This window comes from Streptomyces gilvosporeus (assembly GCF_002082195.1).
In the GTDB taxonomy this organism is placed as follows: Bacteria; Actinomycetota; Actinomycetes; order Streptomycetales; family Streptomycetaceae; genus Streptomyces; species Streptomyces gilvosporeus.
Map to the genome: position 1 here is coordinate 1,182,370 of NZ_CP020569.1, position 19,604 is coordinate 1,201,973.

The 19,604-nt window shown below is 69.0% G+C and carries 17 protein-coding genes and 1 pseudogene; 12 read left to right on the forward strand and 6 right to left on the reverse strand.

The window, feature by feature from the left end:
- Positions 1-11: 11 nt before the first annotated feature.
- The 5 genes from B1H19_RS05175 to B1H19_RS05195 all read left to right on the forward strand — a co-directional run bounded on the left by B1H19_RS05175 (position 12) and on the right by B1H19_RS05195 (position 6,745).
- On the forward strand, positions 12-209 hold the full coding sequence (locus B1H19_RS05175) for a DUF1918 domain-containing protein (protein WP_083103441.1): 198 nt from the start codon (positions 12-14) through the stop codon (positions 207-209).
- Between the two features lie 784 nt (positions 210-993).
- Positions 994-2,268, forward strand: a complete 1,275-nt coding sequence (locus B1H19_RS05180) for an NAD-binding protein (RefSeq protein ID WP_237289136.1) — start codon at positions 994-996, stop codon at positions 2,266-2,268.
- 243 nt (positions 2,269-2,511) lie between these two features.
- Entirely contained in the window at positions 2,512-3,048 is a 537-nt protein-coding gene (locus B1H19_RS37830) for a hypothetical protein (RefSeq protein WP_107425886.1), read from the forward strand.
- A gap of 373 nt (positions 3,049-3,421) precedes the next feature.
- Entirely contained in the window at positions 3,422-4,861 is a 1,440-nt protein-coding gene (locus tag B1H19_RS05190; RefSeq protein ID WP_083103443.1) for a PepSY-associated TM helix domain-containing protein, read from the forward strand.
- A gap of 606 nt (positions 4,862-5,467) precedes the next feature.
- On the forward strand, positions 5,468-6,745 hold the full coding sequence (locus tag B1H19_RS05195; protein ID WP_162500705.1) for a S53 family peptidase: 1,278 nt from the start codon (positions 5,468-5,470) through the stop codon (positions 6,743-6,745).
- Between the two features lie 219 nt (positions 6,746-6,964).
- On the opposite strand, the gene B1H19_RS40295 is transcribed toward B1H19_RS05195, so the two are convergent.
- Positions 6,965-7,087 carry a hypothetical protein gene (locus B1H19_RS40295; protein WP_257789437.1) on the reverse strand — a complete coding sequence of 41 codons (123 nt, stop codon included), beginning with the start codon at positions 7,085-7,087 and terminating at the stop codon, positions 6,965-6,967.
- Positions 7,088-7,310: 223 nt separating this feature from the next.
- Between B1H19_RS40295 and B1H19_RS05200 the strand changes: the two genes are divergently transcribed.
- Positions 7,311-7,913 carry a GNAT family N-acetyltransferase gene (locus B1H19_RS05200; protein ID WP_203237101.1) on the forward strand — a complete coding sequence of 201 codons (603 nt, stop codon included), beginning with the start codon at positions 7,311-7,313 and terminating at the stop codon, positions 7,911-7,913.
- 321 nt (positions 7,914-8,234) lie between these two features.
- Here the strand turns inward: B1H19_RS05200 and B1H19_RS05210 are convergent, their stop codons facing one another.
- On the reverse strand, positions 8,235-9,224 hold the full coding sequence (locus B1H19_RS05210; RefSeq protein WP_083103446.1) for a pirin family protein: 990 nt from the start codon (positions 9,222-9,224) through the stop codon (positions 8,235-8,237).
- Between the two features lie 258 nt (positions 9,225-9,482).
- Here B1H19_RS05210 and B1H19_RS05215 point away from each other — a divergent pair, with 258 nt between their 5' ends.
- The 4 genes and pseudogenes from B1H19_RS05215 (at position 9,483) to B1H19_RS39625 (ending at position 12,733) form a co-directional block, all read left to right on the forward strand.
- Positions 9,483-9,965 carry a hypothetical protein gene (locus B1H19_RS05215; RefSeq protein WP_083103447.1) on the forward strand — a complete coding sequence of 161 codons (483 nt, stop codon included), beginning with the start codon at positions 9,483-9,485 and terminating at the stop codon, positions 9,963-9,965.
- A 17-nt stretch (positions 9,966-9,982) separates the two neighbouring features.
- The gene (gene bufB, locus B1H19_RS05220) at positions 9,983-10,810 is read left to right on the forward strand and encodes an MNIO family bufferin maturase (RefSeq protein ID WP_083103448.1); all 828 of its coding nucleotides are present in this window, start codon (positions 9,983-9,985) and stop codon (positions 10,808-10,810) included.
- Positions 10,803-11,462 carry an HvfC/BufC N-terminal domain-containing protein gene (locus B1H19_RS05225; protein ID WP_159027994.1) on the forward strand — a complete coding sequence of 220 codons (660 nt, stop codon included), beginning with the start codon at positions 10,803-10,805 and terminating at the stop codon, positions 11,460-11,462. The genes bufB and B1H19_RS05225 overlap by 8 nt, the downstream gene beginning before the upstream one ends.
- Positions 11,459-12,733 (forward strand): annotated as a pseudogene (locus tag B1H19_RS39625) (ferritin-like domain-containing protein). Before B1H19_RS05225 ends, B1H19_RS39625 begins: the two are co-directional and overlap by 4 nt.
- A gap of 46 nt (positions 12,734-12,779) precedes the next feature.
- On the opposite strand, the gene B1H19_RS05240 reads toward B1H19_RS39625, so the two are convergent.
- Genes B1H19_RS05240 through B1H19_RS05250 form a run of 3 tightly spaced genes read right to left on the reverse strand, consistent with a single transcriptional unit; the run spans position 12,780 to position 16,239 of the window.
- Positions 12,780-13,631 (reverse strand): geranyl diphosphate 2-C-methyltransferase, encoded by an 852-nt coding sequence (locus tag B1H19_RS05240; protein ID WP_083103452.1) that lies wholly within the window; start codon positions 13,629-13,631, stop codon positions 12,780-12,782.
- Positions 13,632-13,669: 38 nt separating this feature from the next.
- Positions 13,670-14,818 (reverse strand): family 2 encapsulin nanocompartment cargo protein terpene cyclase, encoded by a 1,149-nt coding sequence (locus tag B1H19_RS05245; protein WP_083103453.1) that lies wholly within the window; start codon positions 14,816-14,818, stop codon positions 13,670-13,672.
- An 11-nt stretch (positions 14,819-14,829) separates the two neighbouring features.
- Positions 14,830-16,239: a family 2B encapsulin nanocompartment shell protein gene (locus B1H19_RS05250; protein ID WP_083103454.1), complete on the reverse strand. Its 1,410-nt coding sequence runs from the start codon at positions 16,237-16,239 to the stop codon at positions 14,830-14,832.
- 418 nt (positions 16,240-16,657) lie between these two features.
- On the opposite strand from B1H19_RS05250, the gene B1H19_RS05255 reads away from it, so the two are divergent.
- Positions 16,658-17,434 carry a bestrophin-like domain gene (locus tag B1H19_RS05255; protein ID WP_083103455.1) on the forward strand — a complete coding sequence of 259 codons (777 nt, stop codon included), beginning with the start codon at positions 16,658-16,660 and terminating at the stop codon, positions 17,432-17,434.
- A 110-nt stretch (positions 17,435-17,544) separates the two neighbouring features.
- Here B1H19_RS05255 and B1H19_RS05260 read toward each other — a convergent pair whose 3' ends face one another.
- Positions 17,545-17,970: a hypothetical protein gene (locus tag B1H19_RS05260; RefSeq protein ID WP_083103456.1), complete on the reverse strand. Its 426-nt coding sequence runs from the start codon at positions 17,968-17,970 to the stop codon at positions 17,545-17,547.
- A gap of 438 nt (positions 17,971-18,408) precedes the next feature.
- Here B1H19_RS05260 and B1H19_RS05265 point away from each other — a divergent pair, with 438 nt between their 5' ends.
- Positions 18,409-19,560 (forward strand): acyltransferase family protein, encoded by a 1,152-nt coding sequence (locus B1H19_RS05265; RefSeq protein ID WP_083103457.1) that lies wholly within the window; start codon positions 18,409-18,411, stop codon positions 19,558-19,560.
- Positions 19,561-19,604: the final 44 nt, after the last annotated feature.

Below are 19,604 nucleotides of genomic sequence, written 5' to 3' on the forward strand. Positions count from 1 at the left end.
AGAGGAAGAGTATGCAGGCCAGCGTGGGTGATCGACTTCTCGTTCATGGCCGGATCGTCGGGCAGCACGATCGGACGGCGGAAATCATCGAGGTACTGGGCAGCAACGGCACGCCTCCGTACCGCGTCCGGTTCGACGACGGACACGAAACCCTGATGAGCCCTGGACCGGACACGGTGGTACGGCACTTCCCGAGCGACGGTTCGTGAGCGGAATGAGGCGTGGCCGTCGCCTGTAGGCAGAAGCGACGTGTCCGATGTCGCCGACCGCTCCGGTCTCCGTCGGAGCGGTTGAGCATTTGTCTGAATCAAGGGGCCGAGAGCGTGGCATCTGCCCATGGCGCGGGCGTCGTACCGCTCCTACCGTCGGCGTACGCGAGATTTCGCGCCGGGCGACCCCCGGCGTTCCTCGCCCGCCAGGTCGGCCCTCCTCGGGGCCGGTGTCCTGGCCTCTCGTAGCGCTCTCGGCATCCCGCAGCAAGCGAGTCCGCGGTCCCGACGACCGCCCCTGCGATCGGGTGTGGCCGCGCGCATGTCCTTCGCCTCGGCAGGCTGATCATCCGGCCTGCTCGATTCGTCTGCGGACCTGGTCATGGGCCGGAGTGCCACGCCACCATCCGATGCGAGGAGACCCATGAATACCGCGGGCAGGCAGTCCGTCTCGGGAACCGACACCGTCCGCAGCCGTCCGGTCGTGGGTGGCCGGACCGCTGACCCGAGCGACCCCAGGTGCCACTGCGGCCGCTTGCTCATCAGCTGTGGTGGCTGCCGGACCCTCCGCTGTCTCGGCTGCGACCCCTATCGTTCTGACGACTGTGCTGTGCTCTCGGAGCATTCCCGTGACGATGTCTCCGTCGTCTCCCACGAGAAGGCATACCGGAACGGGGCCGATGTTCCGCTTCCCGGGGGCGGAACACCGGAGCGGTACTTCGTCGTGATCGGCAGCGACGTGGCACGCCGGGTCTGTGGCTCCCTGCGATCGGCGGGACACTTCGTGCGTCACCTGGCGCAGCCCACGGACGAGGATCTGCGCCGGGCGCTGGACGGGGAGGTGGCCGGCGTCGCGATCCTGCTCGACGACGACGTCGAGTCCCTGCGCTATGCGCTCGCGGTCGAGCACATCCGTCCGGGCGTCACGCTGGTGGTGACGGTCTTCGACCGGACGGTCGCCGAGCAACTCATGGGCGTGGTGCCGAACTGCCAGGTCACCTCGCCGGCCGAGGTCGCCGCTCCCGCCCTGCTGGCCGCCTGCCTCCAGCCCGACCTGCTGGCCCTCACCCGGACGCCCTCGGGCCACGCCGGCGCCCGCTGGGACGGGGACACGGTGCGCCTCGAACCGTACCGGCCACCCCGGTCCCTGAGGTACCGGGCCCGGCTGGGGAAGATCAGGGGGCAGCTGCGACCGCACGACGGCAGTTCGCGGATCATGCTGACCGGCCTCGCCGGGCTGCTCGCGGTGCTGCTGGCGGACTGGATATGGTCCGTGACCCTCAATCATCGCCCGCCGGTGGAAGCCCTCTTCGAGGCGGTGCGAACGGTGTCGACCGTCGGCCCCGCAGCAGCCCACGGCTCGAACGCCTATCTGCTGTTCGCCAGCCTCGCGATGCTCGTCACCATCGTGTTCACCGCCGTCTTCACCGCCGGTGTGGTCGACCGTCTTCTGGCCCCGCGCTCGATCGGCGTGGTGGGCCCCCGCGCGCTTCCGCGGGCCGGCCACGTGGTGGTCGTCGGGCTCGGCCAGGTGGGGCTGCGGCTGTGCACCCGGTTGCAGGACCTCGGCATCGGCGTGATCGCCGTGGAACGCGACCCGGCGGCCCCCCACCTCCGGCTGGCCAGAGCGCTCGGCGTGCCCGTCCTCATCGCCGACGCCACCGACAAATTCGTGCTGCGCAAGCTCAGCCTCCACACGGCTCAGGCCATGGCCGCCGTCGCCTCCGACGATCTGGACAACATCGCGGTCTCCGTGGCCGCGCGGGCGGTCGCTCCCGACCTGCGCATGGTCATACGGGCGGGCGACCACGAAGCCATCGCCGAGACCCAGTCGCTGTTCCGCATCGGCACCGTCCATGACCTGGGCAGTTTGAGCGCCGCGTACACCACCGCGAGCCTCACCGGGCTGCGACCGCGCGGCGTCCTCGCCCACGGCAGGAAGCTGCTGGTGGAACGAGCAGACGGGACGTTCACGCACTGGCCGCACACCGTCCGCTGCGACCACCAGCAAGACAGGCACGCGGTGACGGTTCCACCGGTCGTGGGCGCGAGCGCTTGAGGGGGCCGGTCGATTGTCAGTGGCCATCCCTAGAGTGCTTGCCATGGGAAGAACGCCGTTGGAACGAGCACTGATTGAGGCTCCGGACGATGTCGCCGCCTGGCGCTCCTACAGCGACGTGCTGCTGGAGCAGAACGACGCCCGGAGCAGGTTGATCGAGCTGGAACTGCGCCTCGCGCATGAGATGCGGGATGGCGAACGCAAGGCAACGAGGCGGCGCAGACCTTCGCCAAGGCGCACATCATGCCGGCACCCCTCCTCATGCTCGGTCAGGACGTGGTCCTCGACCCGGAGAAGTTCGCGGTCCAGGGCAACCAAATACACATTCTCGGCAAGGAGTCGCTCGCCCCGGTGAACTTCGCGGCCTGCTGGAACTCCGGTGGCACGCCCCCGAATTACCTCGATGTGGCTGCCACGGTCGAGGCGGCACACTTCCTCGTCCCGCCGATCGTCTTCTCCGAAACGGACGACTGCTATCACCTGCAGTTCGATTTCTTCCGCAACACCTGGATGGTCAAGCAGCAGCAGTTGCCGGTGCCCGTCCCCAGGATTCGCGACTACGACGAGATGGACTTCGATGTCGACGACTGGGACACGCACGTTGACGCGGCTGTCGCCTACCCCTGGATGAGGGCGGTCGCCCCCTCGTTGCTCAACGAGCCCTCCGGCAGGCGCAAAGCCGACGTCTGGTGGGCCGATGACAGCCCCCTTGTCGCCGAGCTCCGCGAGCATCTTGCCGACATCGCCGAGGAGTACGAGGAATTCGACGACGAGGGATGAGGGGAAGGGGAAGGGGAAGGGGAAGGGGAGCTCGGCGAGGGGGAGGGGTCAGTCGCGCGGTGGGTTCCTGCGCGGTTTGATGAGGGCGTTCGGGGCGTTACCGGCGCACATCGCTGTTGCGGATCACACAGTCGCGGCGTATCCGTCATCGGCATCCATGGTCCGGCGGTACAGGTCGTCGACAACACGGAACAACGCGAAGGCGGCCCGCATCGGTGACTCCCTGTTCCAGTCGCGGCATGACGCCGGGCCGCCCGACCCTCGCGACCGACGGGGTGTTCCCCATCACACCACCGGCGCGGAACTCACCGTTCCGCTCGGCCGACAGCTGACGTGACACCCGTACGCCGCAGGAGCCGCAGGAGCAGCCCCCTTGTCCGTCGAACCGCCCACCACCGCCCCACCCCGCACGGCCGACGATGCCGGTGAGCCGGCCCTGGCCCCTGCTTCGGTCGCGGCTCCCTCGGCCCTGCGCACGCTGCGCCCGCTGGTGCTGCGTCTGCACTTCTACGCGGGCGTGTTCGTCGCACCGTTCCTGCTCGTCGCGGCGGTCACCGGACTGCTGTACGCGGGCTCGTTCCAGGCCGAGAAGATCGTGTACGCCCACGAACTGACCGTCCCGGTCGGCGACCGCAAGCTGCCGATCTCCCAGCAGGTGGCCGCCGCCCGCAAGGCTCACCCCGAGGGCACCATCTCCGCCGTGCGGCCGTCATCGCAGCCTGAAGCGACCACACGCGTACTGCTGTCCGGGGTGAAGGGCACAGCCGCCGACCACACGCTCGCCGTGTTCGTGGACCCCTACACCGGCAGGGTGCGCGGCGCGCTGGAGCAGTACGGCTCCACCGGCGCCCTGCCGCTGCGCACCTGGATCGACGAGCTCCACCGCGACCTGCACCTCGGCGACATCGGCCGTCTGTACAGCGAGTTCGCCGCCAGCTGGCTGTGGGTGATCACAGGTGGCGGGCTGGTGCTGTGGTTCGGCCGGGGCCGCACCCGCCGCAAGGTGCGCGGCACCACGGGGCGGCGGCGCTCCCTGACCCTGCACGGCACGGTGGGCGTGTGGGCGGCAGGCGGTCTGTTCTTCCTGTCGGCGACCGGCCTGACCTGGTCCACGTACGCCGGAGCGAACATCGGCGACCTTCGCGAAGCCCTTGGCCAGTCCACCCCGTCCGTCACCGCGACGTCGAGCGGGCACGAGGGACACGGCTCCATGGCGGGCATGGACATGAACGGCACGGACAGGGGCTCGCACTCCGGCGCACGGTCCGACGTGGGTCTCGACGCCGTCCTGAAGACGGCTCGCGCCGAGAGCCTGTCCGACCCGGTCGAAATCGTGCCGCCCGCAGACTCCTCCTCCGCCTACGTCGTACGGCAGATCCAGCGCAGCTGGCCGGAGAAGCAGGACTCGATCGCCGTCGACCCGGCCACCGGCAAGGTCACCGATGTGCTGCGCTTCTCCGACTACCCGGTGCTGGCCAAACTGACCCGGTGGGGCATCGACGCCCACACCGGCACGCTGTTCGGCCTCGCCAACCAGATCGCGCTGGCCGGCCTCGCCCTGGCCCTGATCCTCCTCATCCTCTGGGGATACCGCATGTGGTGGCAGCGCGGCCGCGGCTCCGTCTTCGGTCGCCCGACTCCCCGCGGCGCCTGGCGGCAGGTGCCGGTGTACGTGCTGGTGCCCTGCGTCGCGATGGTCGCCGTCGTTGGCTACTACGTCCCGCTGCTCGGGATCCCGCTCGCCGTCTTCCTCGCCGTGGACATCCTCCTCAGCAGGATCACTCGCCGCCGCACCGGGCACTCACCCGCCTGAACCGACCGGCCCGACCGACGAGCCCACGGCGTCCGGGGACGCGAACAGGAGTGCCTGGCTCCGTCCGCGGGATTCGGCAGCGGTGCCCGAGGCGCCTCACCGACCGACGGGCAGGTCTGGGAGAACGGCGCCCCGGATCGCGGTGAAGCCGAAGTCGCAGGTGCCGGCGTGGCGTGGGGGTCTGGCCTGATGGGTGCTGTCGATGGACTACCAACGCCTCCTCAAGGCGCTCGCGGAGCGGTCCCCGGCTTTGACGGGGACCGATGTCCTGTCAGGGAACCCATCTCACAGGTGGCGCAGAGGTTTTCGCGGCCGCGTAGTGAGTACTCGCGCGGACACACCAGCACCCACGGTGGTTCACTCGCTCACCGCGGCAGCGTCACAAGACCTGCATTGACATGGCCTTGACCAGCGCAAGAGGGCGGCCGCATGGTGAACCAACCGGCCCGCAGCTGACCTGACATGCCGTCTGTCAGTGCTGCTTTTCGTCAGGTCTGGCCCTTCCAAACCGCCTGAAACCCCCCGAAACCGCACGGAGGCTTGATGCACCGACGCGAGATACCCTCCGGATCCCTGGTGATCCACCGCCACCAACTGAAACGCCGGATGCGGCGGACGGTAGCCGCCCTCACCGCGATGCTCACACTCACCGTCACCGCCCTCACCATCGGCCTGGCCACCGGCGTCCAGGCCGCCGCTCTCTCATCCGCCCCGCACGCATCCCCCTCCGCAAGCACGACGGACTTCGGCTGCGTCCATCCCTCGAAAGCGGGACAAGCCCGCTGTTTCGGGGTCATGAAAGCCCATCGCACCCCCTCGGGCCGCATGTCACCGTTCACCACCGGATCCCCGACCACGATGGGGTTCGTTCCGTCCGATCTGCGTTCCGCCTACAACCTGGGCGGTACCTCGGGATCCGGCCGGACGGTGGCGATCGTCGACGCCATGGACGATCCGAACGCCGAGTCCGACCTGGCCGCTTACCGCAGCGCCTACGGTCTGCCGTCGTGCACCACCGCCAACGGCTGCTTCCACAAGGTGAATCAGCGCGGCCAGGCATCGCCGATGCCCTCCGGTGACTACGGATGGGCCGAGGAGATCAGTCTCGACCTCGACATGGTCTCGGCGACATGCCCCAGCTGCCACATCCTCCTGGTCGAGGCAAACTCGGCGAACGTCCCGGATCTCATGACGGCCGAGGACACCGCCGCCACCACATCGGGCGTCGTCTCGGTCTCCAACAGCTGGGGCGGGTCCGAGGACAACACCATCACCTCCGTCGACTCGCACTTCAACCATCCCGGCGTCGCGATCACAGCGAGCTCGGGTGACTCCGGTTACGGCGTCTTCTGGCCGGCATCCTCCCCGTACGTCACCGCCGTGGGCGGAACCTCGCTGAGCAAGGCGTCCAACTCCCGCGGCTGGACCGAGACGGCGTGGAGCGGGGCGGGTTCGGGCTGCTCGGCGTACGAGGCCAAACCGTCCTGGCAGCATGACTCCGGATGTGCCAAGCGCACCGTCGCCGATGTGGCTGCGGTCGCCGATCCCCACACCGGCGTGGCGGTCTACGACACGTACAACAGCTGCGGCGGCGCGATGTTGTGCGACACCAGGCTTCAACTCGGTCTCGCACAGGGTGCCGACGGATGGGTCGAAGTCGGAGGCACCAGCGTCTCGTCGCCGATCATCGCGAGCGTCTACGCACTGGCCGGAAACACCTCTTCGGTCGCCAACGGCTCGTATCCGTACAGCCACACGTCGGCGCTCCACGACGTCACTTCGGGCAGCAACGGCTTCTGTGGCGGCAGCTACCTGTGCACCGGAGGTCCGGGATACGACGGGCCGACCGGCCTCGGCACACCCAACGGCACCGGGGCCTTCTGACGGCGGCGCCCTCTGACCGAAAGGGGCTGGGCCCGCGTCGCACTGATGCGGCGCGGGCCCAGCCCCTGTCTCGTCTCAGTCCTCCAGCCGGTCGAAGACCACACGTTCCATGCCGTGCCCGGCCAGCCGGATACGGAACATGCTCAGCACACCGGCATCGCTGACCCGATGGCGTACTTCCAGTCGATCGCCCGCACCGACATCGCCGCGGGCTGCCGGTCAGCGGTTCGCGCTGAGCTCGGCCTCCTCCGCATGGTCCGCGTCCGAGGCATCGCTGAGCCCGCGGCGCAGGTGCTCGATGTGGGAGACGGCCTGGTCGAGGAGTTCGGCGAATTTCCGCATGCCCCGATCCCAGCAGTGCCTGCGTGGCTTTCTCCGAACTTTGAAGTCGCGCACGCTCCGAGCTCTCCAAGCATGGAAAAAGTGCTGGTCACGGAAGTTCCTCTCATGGAAACGGCTCCGCCAGCGCGCTGACGGAGCCGTAGTTGATGTAGGGCCTGGGCCCCGTGGCTTGATCGGCCTGCGAGTCTTGTTCGCTGCCGAGCCTGCTGATGAGGTGGCCGACATGACTGAGCTCGGACCCGTCGCCTGGCCACCTGCCTCGATCAGGACCGAAAGGATCGTGCTCCGCGAGTCCGAGGCCCGGGACCGTGCGGCGTTCATCGAACTGCTCGCCTCACCAGAGGTGCACACCTACCTCGGCGGCCCCCGCCCGCGTGACGAACTCGAGCGCGAGCTGCCTGAGGTGCCCGAGCGGTGGCCCGGGAGTTTCGTCGTTGAACTCGATGGAGCGCTGACCGGCCAGATCCTGCTCAGGAGAGCACCGGAGCACAGTCGCCCGGCCGCTGCGGGGAAGGTCGATCTCGGCTACATGTTCCTGCCGCGAGCGTGGGGATTCGGATACGCCGCCGAGGCGTGCGCAGCGGCACTCGACTGGTTCGACGGCGTCCTTCCCTGCGAGCCGGTAGTGCTCCACACCCAGACTGCCAACGTCGGCTCGATGCGCCTCGCGGCGAAGCTGGGATTCATCGAGGTAGAGCGGTTCCATGCCTGGGACGCCGAGCAATGGCTCGGAATGCGGTCCCCCGTCATGCCCTCCGTTCTCGTGGACGAAGCCACAGGTCAGGCCCGTGCGGCGATCTCGCCGAACGAGGGTATTCCTAGGTAGATCGACTGTCTGGTTCTTGCCGTTTGCGCGTCCATCCGAGCGAGCTTGCCCTTGGCTCCTTCAAGCCTGGTTCCAAGGCCCTTGACGTCACCGAGCCAGCCTTCTCGTGGGGCCTCGGCGATGCGGTCGACGAGGTTGTCCCTGATCTCGAGGAGGCGCCGCCGCTCGCTCGCTTGGGTGCTCGGCGTCGGTCAGCCTGCGGTACTCCTCGCCGGGCCGGTATCGGAGCCACCGAGCGCCAGGAGCCGAACACCGTGACAACCGCAGCACTCACCGTCTGGGAGGACTTCGACGTTATCCGCTGAAGACCAAAGCAGCAGTTCAGCGCACCCGTCCGCGTGGTTTCAAGGCTCCGTTCGGCAGCTTGGGGGCGGGTAGTCGATCGCCGTCGTAGCCCTTCACTTCGCCGAAGCGCGCACCATCCGCATCTTCCATCCAGGCCGAACGGGCCTCGACGATATCCTGGTGCGACCGCCCCACGAAGTTCCACCACATGACGATCTCCTCCTCGAACGGGGTTCCGCCGAGCAGGACCGTCCGTGCGAGGTCGTCCGACGCGTTCGTCAGCGTCAGCGCGTCGCTGCCCGGGGGGACGTAGCCCAGCTCCGCGGGGCCCACCGGGGTGTGGCTCAGGTGTACGTCGCCCTGGTCGACCAGGAGGCCGTGCTCGAAGCCGGGGTCCACGGCGAGCGTGATGGTCGCGCGGGGCTGGAGGAGGATTTCGGCGCCGATCAACGGGGTGAAGGTCCGTACCGGGGAGACCTCGCCGGCGAGGGACCCCAGGAAGACCCTGATCTCGGCCCCGTCGATCCGCACGGGCTCGGGGGCGTAGTGCTGGAAGTCCCGTTCGGCATTGCGGTGTTCCTCGGGCAGCGCCACCCACAGCTGGACGCCGTGCAGGGTGGTGGTCCCCGGTGTGGACACCTCGGAGTGGCAGATGCCGAAGCCGCCCGTCATGAGGTTCAGCTCGCCCGGCCGTACGTAGGCATGGCTGCCCAGGCTGTCACGGTGCTCGATCTCCCCGCTGAAGAGCCAGCTCACCGTCTGCAGTCCGGTGTGCGGATGCGGGGCGACATCCATGCCGCCCGTCAGCGAGACGTCGTCGGGGCCGTAGTGATCGGCGAAGCACCATGCGCCGATCAGGGTCCGGGCTCGTTGCGGCAGGGTCCGCCGCACGGTCATCGCCCGGGGGCCGCCGAGGGGCACCTCGCGGGCGGTCAGCACCTCCACCCGAGCCGCCTCGACCGGGCGCTCGCCGTCCACCGCGGCGCCGCATAGCAGCTCCATGGGTTTCGTTTCGAGATTGCTCACGGTGGACCCTGCCTCCCAGCCAATATTTGTTTCACATTCAACCACTAGGCCGCAGCGGCTGCCAGTGACCCCCGCGCCGACCTGACCGGCCGCGCTCGCGGTCCCCCTCCCACCGTGCGGCACCCCCGTGCCGTTGTCGACCACCCGCATGATCCCGGTGGCTCATTCCGGTGGCCGTGCCGGATCGCCCTCTGCCACCCTTTCGGCCCGTCCTGTCAGGGTGTGGGCTTCATCGTCGAGCCGAGAGGAACCATCGACATGAGCAAGCACTGCACACCTTCCGCCCACGGGCCCGAGAAAGGCCCCGAACGGGACTCGCCACTCCCCCAGGAACTGGCCCGGGAACTGCACGTGTGCATGGGGCTCAATGCCTGCGCAGGGCTCGACGTCTCGGGGACGGCCCCCATGGCGGGTATGGGTTCCTGCGCGACCGTCTTCCACGTCTGTCACGGCGAGGGGGCCTGCCGCGGCCAGGGCGGCTGCGGCTACGCGGGCACGGACTACGAGCAGTTCCACCCGGGCGAGCAGGACTGTCGCTACAACGGCAGCTGCGCCAGTCCGATCAACGAGAGCAGGGTCTTCTCGGCCGGCCCGCTGAAGGGCAAAAGCGTGTGGAAGCAGGCCCGCCGGCTCTTCGAGGCACGGATGTACGCGGCGGGCAAGACCTTCGGCCCGTCCCCGGGTGAGGGCATCAGCGACGGCCAGATGCCGCACTACGACTACATGTCGCAGCCGCAGTGAGCGAGGCGCGGAGGGGGATGCCCCACCTCGGCTTCGGCGTCGGGCTGCGGACGCCGCACCTCCCGTACATACGCCGCCATCTTCCGCCCGTGGACTTCTTCGAAATCATCTCGGAGAACTTCCTCGACGCCCGGGGTGGCCGACGGCAGGCCCTCGCAGAGATCGCCGAACGCTATCCCGTCGTCCTGCACGGGGTGTCGCTGTCCATCGGGAGCACGGACCCCCTCGACCTCTCCTATCTGCGCCGGCTGAAGCGGCTCGCCGACGACGTACAGGCGCCCTGGGTCTCGGACCACGTGTGCTGGACGGGCGTGCTGGGCGTGAACACCCACGACCTGCTGCCGCTGCCGTTCACCGAGGAGACCCTCAGCCACGTCGTACGGCGTGTGCGCATCGTCCAGGACGTGCTGGAGCGGCCGTTGGTCCTGGAGAACCCGAGCAGCTATGTGGAATTCCGTGCCTCCACCCTCACCGAAGGGGAGTTCCTCGGGCGGATGGCGCAGGAGGCGGACTGCGGGCTGCTGCTCGACGTCAACAACGTCCATGTCTCCGCGTTCAACCACGACTTCGACCCGGTGCGCTACCTCAGGGAGCTGCCGCACGAGCGTGTCGTGCAGATGCACCTCGCGGGGCACACCCACTACGGCACACACATCGTGGACACGCACGACGCACCGGTGGCCGAGCCGGTGTGGGAGCTGTACCGGTTGGCCACCGAACTCACCGGCGGCGTGTCCACCCTGCTGGAGCGGGACGACAAGTTGCCGCCCTTCCCCGAGCTGTTGGCCGAACTCACCAGGGCGCGGGACTGCTCAGCCGCCCCGGCAGGGGGTGCGCGTGGCTGACGCCTCCTCGCTCGCCGCGGTGCAGCACTGGATGCAGTCGGTGATCCTTCGTCCGACGGGTGAGGACCCCGGCCATACGATCACCGCCTCCAGCCGGCAGTCGGCGCGCGAGCGGCTCCTCGTCCACCAGCGGGGATACCGGCTGCGACTGCTGGAGTGCATGCGCACCCTGCACCCGGGTTCGGTGCATCTGCTCGGCCGGGAGCTCTTCGACGGGTTCGCACTCGACTACCTGGACGCGCACCCGTCCCGCTCCCCCACGCTGGCCGGTCTCAGCGCCGGCTTCGCCGCTCATCTCGCCCGTACCCGGCCGGACGCGGCGCCCGGCGCGGACCGGGAGGCGTGGATCGACCTGCTGATCGATCTGATCCGCTTCGAGAGAGCCTTCACCGAGGTCCTGGACGGGCCAGGCGCCGAGGACGGCTTCGGCTCGGCATCGCCCCTGCGGCTGCTGCGGGTCTGCGCACCCGTCCACAGCTACCTGGCGGCCGTGCACCGGCGCGAGGACCCCTCCCCTCCCCCGCCGCGGCCGGTCCTTCTCGCCCTGACCCGGCGGGACTTCACGGTCGTCACCCGGGAGCTGAGCCCGGCGGCGTACCAGCGTCTGCACGTCTCCTACCCAGCGGCACCGGCATCGGAGGACACACCATGACCACGAAGACCCCGGCTCAGGAGATCACCACCCTGCCGGATCTGATCGACCATCTGAAGGCCGCCGCACAGGTGGAACTGTCCACGATTCCGCTGTACTTGTACGCGACCTACACGATCAAGACACGCGGCTACTCCCAGTGGGCCGCCGGCGCCTCGGCGCAGCGCACGATGCTCGGCGTCGCGATCGAGGAGATGCTGCACCTGACTCTGGTGCGCAATCTGCTGATCGCGGTCGGGGACACCAGCTTCCGGCTGTACGACAAGGGCGTCATCCCCACCTACCCGGGCCCGATGCTGAAGCGCGAGCCCGAGCTGACCCTGCGGTTGCGGAAGCTCTCTTCCGAGCAGGTCAGGAACACCTTCCTGCAGATCGAACTGCCGTCCGGTCCGCAGGGGTCGGCTCTCGGCCACATCGAGCCGTACCACTCCCTCGGCGAGTTCTACGCACGCATCGAGCGGGGCATCCGCACGCTCCGCCCGACGATCGACTAGGGCAGGGCGAAGAAGGATCTGTGGAAGTTCCAGTACCACCGGGCCTACTGGAACCAGAACGGCGGGTCCGACCACCCACTGCTCGTCGTCGACGAGGCGTCCGCGATCCAGGCGATGCAGATCATCGTCGACCAGGGCGAGGGAGCCCCGGACGACAAGGGCCTGCTGCCCGACCCCATCGTGCGCACGGACGACCACCCCCCGGAGGAGATCGGAAAGTGGCAGGCGTCCCACTACGCCAAGTTCTCCGACATCGCCAAGGGTCTCGACGGCATCGGTGTCGTCCTCGACGACAACGGCAAGCAGAAGTACACGATCGACGACGCCGAGGTCATCTGGCCGGTGCTCGACGATCCGGACCTGAAGACGGTCGCGGCGGACCAGCCCGTCAAGGACCTGATGGAGCTCTCCAACGCCGTCTACTGCTACGTCCTGGCGCTGCTGGACGCCATCTACCGGACCCCCATGGAAGCGCTGGCCCCCAAGAGCCTGGATCCGTTCACCAAGAGCGTCCGGTACGGCTACGAGCGGGCCTTCATCGCGGCGATGCAGGGGCTGCTGTACCCGGTCTGTGACCTCCTGGTGCGTACGCCGCTCGTCGCGAACCAGCCCGTGCACGCCGGGCCGCCCTTCCAGTACTACGCGTTCACGACCAAGAAGCCGAAGGCCGAGCTCGCCGCGCTCTGCGAGAAACTGCTCACGGAGTTCCCGGCCCTGGGCGGTGACGACGGGGTCCAGCGGCAGATCGCGCTGCTGCCGGACATCGAACTGCCCTGAGCGCGCATGCGGTGCCCTCCGTGCGGAGGGCGCCGCGCCGGGCTCCTCAGACCCGGTCCGCCGCGATCAGCAGGTAGTGGAAGCTGCCTTCCTTGTACGCGGTCAGGAACGGGTCCTCGACGCCCGTGGCCAGCGACGACTTGGCGCGCAGCTCCCAGTAGGGGATGGTCGCGTCCGTGAGGTCGACGACGTTCATCGGGACCAGGCCGTTGGCGGCCATCGCCTTGAAGTAGGCGCTGCGGGGGTGGATGTTGCAGGTGTAGTGCTCGTCGATGCGGCTGACGGCCTTGGAGCGGCCGCCCGTCACATCGTTGGAGCAGCCCGTGATGACGACATAGCGGCCGCCGAAGGCCAGTTGGCGGGCGTGCTCGGCGAAGAGGTCGAACAGGTCCACGTACATGGTGGATTCGTTGTTCCAGATGCCCTGGAACGCGCCGGTCGGCAGGCCGGTGTCCAGCATGTTGCGGAAGTGGTAGCGCACCTTGTCGTCCACACCCCGCTTGCGGGCCTGGCCGTTGGCGAACTCGACCTGGGCCTCGGAGATGGAGACGCCGTCGACCCGGCAGCCGAAGCGGGCGTTGGCCATGATGCTGGTGCCGCCGCGGCCGCAGCCGGCGTCCAGCAAGCGGTGGCCGGGGGCTATGGGGCCGAGGTGGTCGAGCAGGACGTCGGCCTGGGCCGACTCCAGGCGGTGGAGTTCGGCGGTGATCCGCTCGTCGCGGGTCTCGTCGGGGCCGTCCAGGACGGCGGGGTCGTGGTCGCCGATCCCGTAGTGGTGGTGGTAGAGGCCGTCGACGTCGCCCAGGCGCAGGTTGACCGGGGCCTTCTCGGCGTTCCAGTAGTCCGCCACGGACTTCTGGTACGCGGTGCGCAGGACGGGGGCGGGGGTGGTGGTCATGCGAGTGGTGCTCCTTGCAGGCGTGCAGTGTGCGGAAGTCAGGAAGGGGTGGCGGCAGAGGTGTAGCGCCGGCTGCCGCTGTGCCAGGCGCGGTTGCCGCCCAGCCAGGCCCACACCCCCGCGAGGAAGCGGCGCAGCTGCGGTGAGCCGGTCACGGCCAGGGCCGCCGCCTCCGTCTCGAAGGTGCGGACCAGTTCGTCGTGGATCGCCGCGCTCCGCTCGATCGCCGCGCGCGGGGTGCAGCCCTCCTCGGCGGCGATCACGGTCGGCAGGTTGAACTCCACGCTGTCCGAGTGGTGTTCCTTCGCCATCGAGTACAGGTCGTTGACGAGCGTGGCGGCCGTGGATGCCATGGTCACGGCGCGGCGGACGCGCGGATCGGCGTACTCGGCGGCGGGCAGTACGTAGCCGCCGACCATATCGGTCATCGCGACGCACGGGACGAAACTGTTGATCTGACGGTGCGCCAGATACTCCCAGACGGCAGGCATCCGGCCCTGGAAGCGCCAGGACCCCTCCTGACCGTAGCCCACGAACAGCACCGCGACCTCGTGGCGCAGCCGGGCCAGTTGGGACGGGTCCGCGTACCGGGCCATATGCGCGAACGCGGAGCGCAGGGCGGTGCGCACCGGGTCGTCCCGCATGGCCTGCTCGACGGCGGGGACGTAGCGGAGCGGAGGGTGGGCGGGGTCGATGGCCGCGTAGGCGACCCCGAGGTGCGCGCCGAGCAGCGCGGGCGCGGATCCCATCGTCTCGTCGTCGCAGTAGTAGTCGTCCGTGGCCCACTCCGCCAGGGCGCACTTACCGGCGGCCAGCAGCCGGTCCGGATCGTCGGTGTCGGGGTGCGCCAGCATCATCAGGCGCCCGAAGTCCGCCGCGCGGACGCGGTCGAGGCGGCCGGAGTAGAGGCCGATCTCCTCCGCCCATGCCAACAGGCGGACGTTGACCTCCTCGGCGAGCGCCGGGTCGTCGCGCAGGGCGGGCGGGCAGTACAGCTCGGGGACGCCGGTGCCCGCAGCCTCCTTGCGCCTGGAGGTGATCCGGGCGGCCGAGGTGCCCAGGCCCGTTGGTCCGGTCGGCAGGGCGGACCGCTTCGCCGGTTCCGGGTGCTCGGCGAGCAGCGCGGCCACGAGCCGCGCCACGTCATGACGGGCCGCGGGCGCCGCGATACGGGACAGCAGTGACACGGACTCCCCCTTTACGACGGCGTGCCGAAGACCTCGACGTTCTCCAGAACGCCGAGCGCATCGGGCACGAGAACGGCCGCCGAGTAGTAGGTGCTGACCAGGTAGGAGATGATCGCCTGCTCGTTGATGCCCATGAAGCGGACGTTCAGGCCCGGCTCGTACTCGTCCGGGATCCCGGTCTGCCGCAGTCCGACGACGCCCTGCTCGCCCTCGCCCAGCCGCATCGCGAGGATCGCGGAGGTGCCCTGCTCGGAGACCGGGATCTTGCCGCAGGGAAGGATCGGGACGCCGCGCCAGGCCGGCACCGGGTGCCCGCCGACCTCGGCGGTGTCGAACGCGAGGCCCCGCTTGTTGCACTCGCGGCCGAAGGCGGAGATCGCCCGCGGGTGGGCGAAGAACGCCTTCGTCCCGCGCCGCATGCTGAGCAGCTCGTCCATGTCGTCCGGTGTGGGCGGGCCGGAGTGGGTGGAGAGGCGCTGGCTGTAGTCGGCGTTGTGCAGCAGCCCGAACTCGGGGTTGTTTACCAGCTCGGACTCCTGGCGCTCGCGCAGGGCCTCGATGGTCAGCCGCAGCTGCTGCTCGACCTGGTCCATCGGCTCGTTGTAGAGGTCCGCGACCCGGCTGTGCACCCGCAGAACCGTCTGCGCGACGCTCAACTCGTACTCGCGGGGCCGGAGTTCGTAGTCGACGAACGTGCCCGGCAGCACCGGCTCGCCGGAGTGCCCGGAGGCGAGGGCGATGGCCGCCTCGCCCTTCTTGTTCCGCGGCCGTGCGGTATCGGCCTGGCGCTGCCGGACGTGGACCCGCAGCCCCTCGTTCCGGCCCGCCACCTCCTCGTACGCGGCCCGGGGAAGCGCCAGCACCGTGCACGCCGTCATCGCCCGCGCCGTGAACTCCCATGTGCCGGGCTCGTCGGAGACCGTCTGCCCGCCGAGGAACCCGCCGTCGGACAGCACGCCGCGGCGGGTCTCCTCACCATACTGGCCGGGCGCGAGCTTCTCGACCTTGCCGTGCGCGATCAGATAGACGTGGTCGACGGTCCTCCCCTGCCCGGCTATCTCCGCACCGGGCTCGTACTCGCGCTGCTCGCAGCGCTCGGCCAGGGCCCGCAGCACCGCCTCGTCGTCGAAGCCGCGCAGCAACGGCAGTTCGCCCAGCTCGGCGGGGACGACCTTGACCGCGGCCCCCTCCTGGACGAAGGTCACCCGGCCGTCTCCGACCTCGTACGCCAGCCGCCGGTTGACCCGGTAGGTGCCGCCCTTCACCTCCACCCAGGGCAGCATCCGCAGCAGCCACCGCGAGCTGAGGCCCTGCATCTGCGGCACGGTCTTGGTGGTGGTCGACAGGTTCCGCGCGGCGGCGATCCCGAGACTGAGCTGTGCCCGGCCCGCTGAACGGTCGGGCTGCTCCGGCTGCGACATCCTGGTCCTTCCGTATGGGCGCCTGCATCAAGAAGGAGCCCCGCGGTGGGCCGACTGACCCATGAGGCTCCTGTGGCGTAAGTGAATCAACGTCAGATGATGTTGGTCGAGACGGCCGGAAGAAGACCGACGTATTTGCGCCAGGGACGAACGGGGTACGCCCGGCCCATCCGCCGTCTCCGGCCGACCGGAGACGGTTGCTATACCCGCTATGCCACGATGAGCGGCATTCTCAGCAGACGGATCCAGTGCGGCACACAGGCCCTGTTGCCCGGGAACCGTGCGAGCGAGGTGGCCGATAACCTCCGCTGGAACCTCCACTGAAACCTCCGCGACCCGGAGGTTGAGCAGCGACTCGACTCATCACGCTCAGTACTCAGACTGCTACCTTGAGTCAGTGACCGTGACCCGTTGGATTGTGACCCACGTCCCATCCTGGTTGCTGCTGGCAGGGCTCGTCGTGGGTGTCACCGGCGGGACGGCGGCCGCTCAGGCGCTGGTACGGCACCGCTTCCCCCACCTCAGGCGGGGTGAGCAGAACGAGGTCGCCACGTTCCTGTTCCCCGTTGTCGCGGTCGTCTACGGGTTCCTCATCGGCTTCATCGTCCTCGCGCTCTGGGGTCAGGTGAACGCGGCGGACCAGACGGCGCGTACCGAAGGCGCCGCGGCGGTGCAGATGACGAGGGGCCTCGATGTGTTCGGCAAGCAAGAGGCCGCACGGATCCGGCAGGGCCTGTCGGCGTATGGACGCGCGGCCGAGGCCGAGTGGTACGCCGCCGCGGCCGGCCGTACCGCGCCCGAGGCCGAGCGGGCACTGGACCGCCTGCACAGCGCCTACGGGACCATCAGGCCCCGCAACGACACCCAGCGCGCCTTTCTCTCCAGCTCACTGTCGTCGTTGCGGGAGTTGAGCAGCGCACGCACGGAACGGCTGCTGGAAGCGCGCACCGACAGCGGCCCGCCCCCGTCCCTGTGGATGGCCGTCCTGCTGACCAGCGGGCTGATCCTCGGGTTCTCCGTCGTTTTCGGCTCCGAGCGCGCCCCGATCCACTACGGGATGGTCGGGGCGGTGAGCGTCCTGGTGGCCGCCGACCTGTTCCTCGTCACGGAACTGTCCTATCCCTTCCTCGGTGAGTTCTCGACGTCGCCGGAGCCGCTGCGCGCCGTGATCGAGGTCCTGTCGTCGCCTCACTAGACCCGCGGCGCAGAGGGGAAGACGGCCGCGGCGAAAAGCCGTTGAGTCGTCCTGAACCGCGCGGCCGCGGACAGCGGTGGTGCCGACTGTCCGCGGCCGCGCTGCCGAACTCAGCGGACGTCCACCTTCACCAGGTCAGAGGTCCTCTCGCGTACGGGATGGCGGTCGTGCGGGCCGTTCAGGCCGTAGAGAACCGCACGGTACTGCTGGGCGCCGCGGTGCGCGGCCTTGACGTGTGCGGTGACCCGCGCCTCGGCGCCCGTGTCGACCACGGCGCCGCAGGTCACCCGGTGCCACGCCCGCCCGGCGCTGCGGCTGTCCAGGCATACCCGCAGGTAGCCGGCAGCGTCGTCGTCCCCGTACGCCTTGACCGTGAAGGTCTTGCCGACATGCGCCGTGTGCGGCGCCGTGACGTCCACACCCCCCTTGGCGAACGCCGGCACGGCGGCCAGCGTCACCGACGCCAGGCCCAGCGCACCGACCACGGCCGCACGGCCGCCCCACGCCTTCATCCCGGTCTTCTTCGTCCTGGTCATGGACTTCCCTCCCGTGGATCTCCCCCACCGGGATCTCCCCCACATGGTGAGACCCACCCCTTCGCGAAGGCGCCCGGTGCGCCTCGCCGACTAACCAGATGCAACGGGCGCCCCGCCCGTTGCATCCTTCCCGGCGCCGTTACGGATCCATGACAAAACCCGCCAACCACGCCTGTTCCCCCACCAGTTCGCAGAAGTCACCACACCCGGCCCCGTCTCGAAGGTGCGGCTCCGTGAGTATCGGGCCGGGCGGCGAGCGGCCGGCACCGGGTCCTCTCCGACCTGTGGACGGCAAGATCTTTCAGGCCACCCAAGGGGCCCGCCACGGCGTTGCAGACGCCTCCCACCTGGGCTAACGTGAGCCAGGCCACTACCGCTGTCGACAGAAATTCGGCGGACGGTTTTACCCATGACCCCCGCGGGGCTAGGGTGCCTCAAATGTTCCGCGCGGCCATACCCCTCCTACGTACTGTGGATCCAGCGCCCAAAGGGCAGCAGGCTCCCGCCCCCCGCATCGACCCCCCGTCCGGCGGGAGAGATGCCTACTTCGACAATGCGAAGTACCTGGCGGTCGTCCTCGTCGCCATGGGGCATTCATGGGAGCCGCTGACCCACAGCAGCCGGGCGGCGATGGCGCTCTACATGACCGTCTACACCTTCCATATCCCCGCATTCATTCTCATATCCGGCTATTTCTCCCGCGGGTTCGATTTCACCCCGGCCAAGCTCAAGCGACTCATCACCAGTGTCGCCGTGCCGTACCTGGTGTTCGAGGTCCTCTACACCTTCTTCCAGCGCTGGCTTCAGGACGATCCGCACGAGCCGATCAGCCTCACCAACCCGTACTACCTGGACTGGTTCCTGGCAGCCCTCTTCGTCTGGCGGCTGACCACCCCGATCTGGAAGCTCGTACGGTGGCCCATCCCGCTGTCCCTGGCGATCGCCGTGCTCGCGGCGACCTCACCCGACATCGGCAACGACTTCGCCATAAGGCGCGTTCTGCAGTTCCTGCCGTACTTTGTCATCGGACTGCACCTGACGCCGGCCCATTTCGAACTGCTGCGGAAGCGCGCGATCCGCATCGCGGCAGTGCCGGTCATGCTGGGCGCCGTTGTCTTCGCATACTGGGCGGCGAAGCACATGGACGTCTCATGGTTCCGGCAGAACGACCCCGTACAGAACTTCGGGATGCCGGCGTGGGTCTCCCCGGTCATGGAACTCGCGCTGTTCGGCTGCGCCATGGTGCTCACCGTGTGCTTCCTGGCCCTGGTGCCCCGGCGCCAGACATGGTTCACGAAGCTGGGCGCGGGCACGCTGTACGGCTATCTGCTGCACGGTTTCGTGATCAAGATGTCGCGCTGGTTCGGCTGGTACGACGCCTACTCCTGGGTGCGCACGCCGGTCGGCGAGATCGTGGTGACGGTGCTGGCGGTCACACTGATCACGCTGCTGTGCACGAGTCCGGTGCGGCGGGTGTTCCGGTATGTGATGGAGCCGAAGATGTCCTGGGCGTTCACACAGGACGCGGCCGCGCTGGCGCGGGCGCGGGAGGGCACGGCCGAGGCCGTCCCCGCAAGCTCCCCCCGCTGACTCCCCCGGGCTCCTTCCGGGGACCCACACCCCGCGAGATGCCC

Bases quoted from the DNA above. Each gene is read 5' to 3' on its own strand.
- B1H19_RS05175 (WP_083103441.1), top strand. From the start codon at position 12: ATGCAGGCCAGCGTGGGTGATCGACTTCTCGTTCATGGCCGGATCGTC.
- B1H19_RS37830 (WP_107425886.1), top strand. From the start codon at position 2,512: ATGCCGGCACCCCTCCTCATGCTCGGTCAGGACGTGGTCCTCGACCCG.
- B1H19_RS05195 (WP_162500705.1), top strand. From the start codon at position 5,468: ATGCGGCGGACGGTAGCCGCCCTCACCGCGATGCTCACACTCACCGTC.
- B1H19_RS40295 (WP_257789437.1), bottom strand. From the start codon at position 7,087: ATGCGGAAATTCGCCGAACTCCTCGACCAGGCCGTCTCCCACATCGAG.
- B1H19_RS05200 (WP_203237101.1), top strand. From the start codon at position 7,311: ATGACTGAGCTCGGACCCGTCGCCTGGCCACCTGCCTCGATCAGGACC.
- B1H19_RS05215 (WP_083103447.1), top strand. From the start codon at position 9,483: ATGAGCAAGCACTGCACACCTTCCGCCCACGGGCCCGAGAAAGGCCCC.
- bufB (WP_083103448.1), top strand. From the start codon at position 9,983: ATGCCCCACCTCGGCTTCGGCGTCGGGCTGCGGACGCCGCACCTCCCG.
- B1H19_RS05240 (WP_083103452.1), bottom strand. From the start codon at position 13,631: ATGACCACCACCCCCGCCCCCGTCCTGCGCACCGCGTACCAGAAGTCC.
- B1H19_RS05250 (WP_083103454.1), bottom strand. From the start codon at position 16,239: ATGTCGCAGCCGGAGCAGCCCGACCGTTCAGCGGGCCGGGCACAGCTC.
- B1H19_RS05260 (WP_083103456.1), bottom strand. From the start codon at position 17,970: ATGACCAGGACGAAGAAGACCGGGATGAAGGCGTGGGGCGGCCGTGCG.
- B1H19_RS05265 (WP_083103457.1), top strand. From the start codon at position 18,409: ATGTTCCGCGCGGCCATACCCCTCCTACGTACTGTGGATCCAGCGCCC.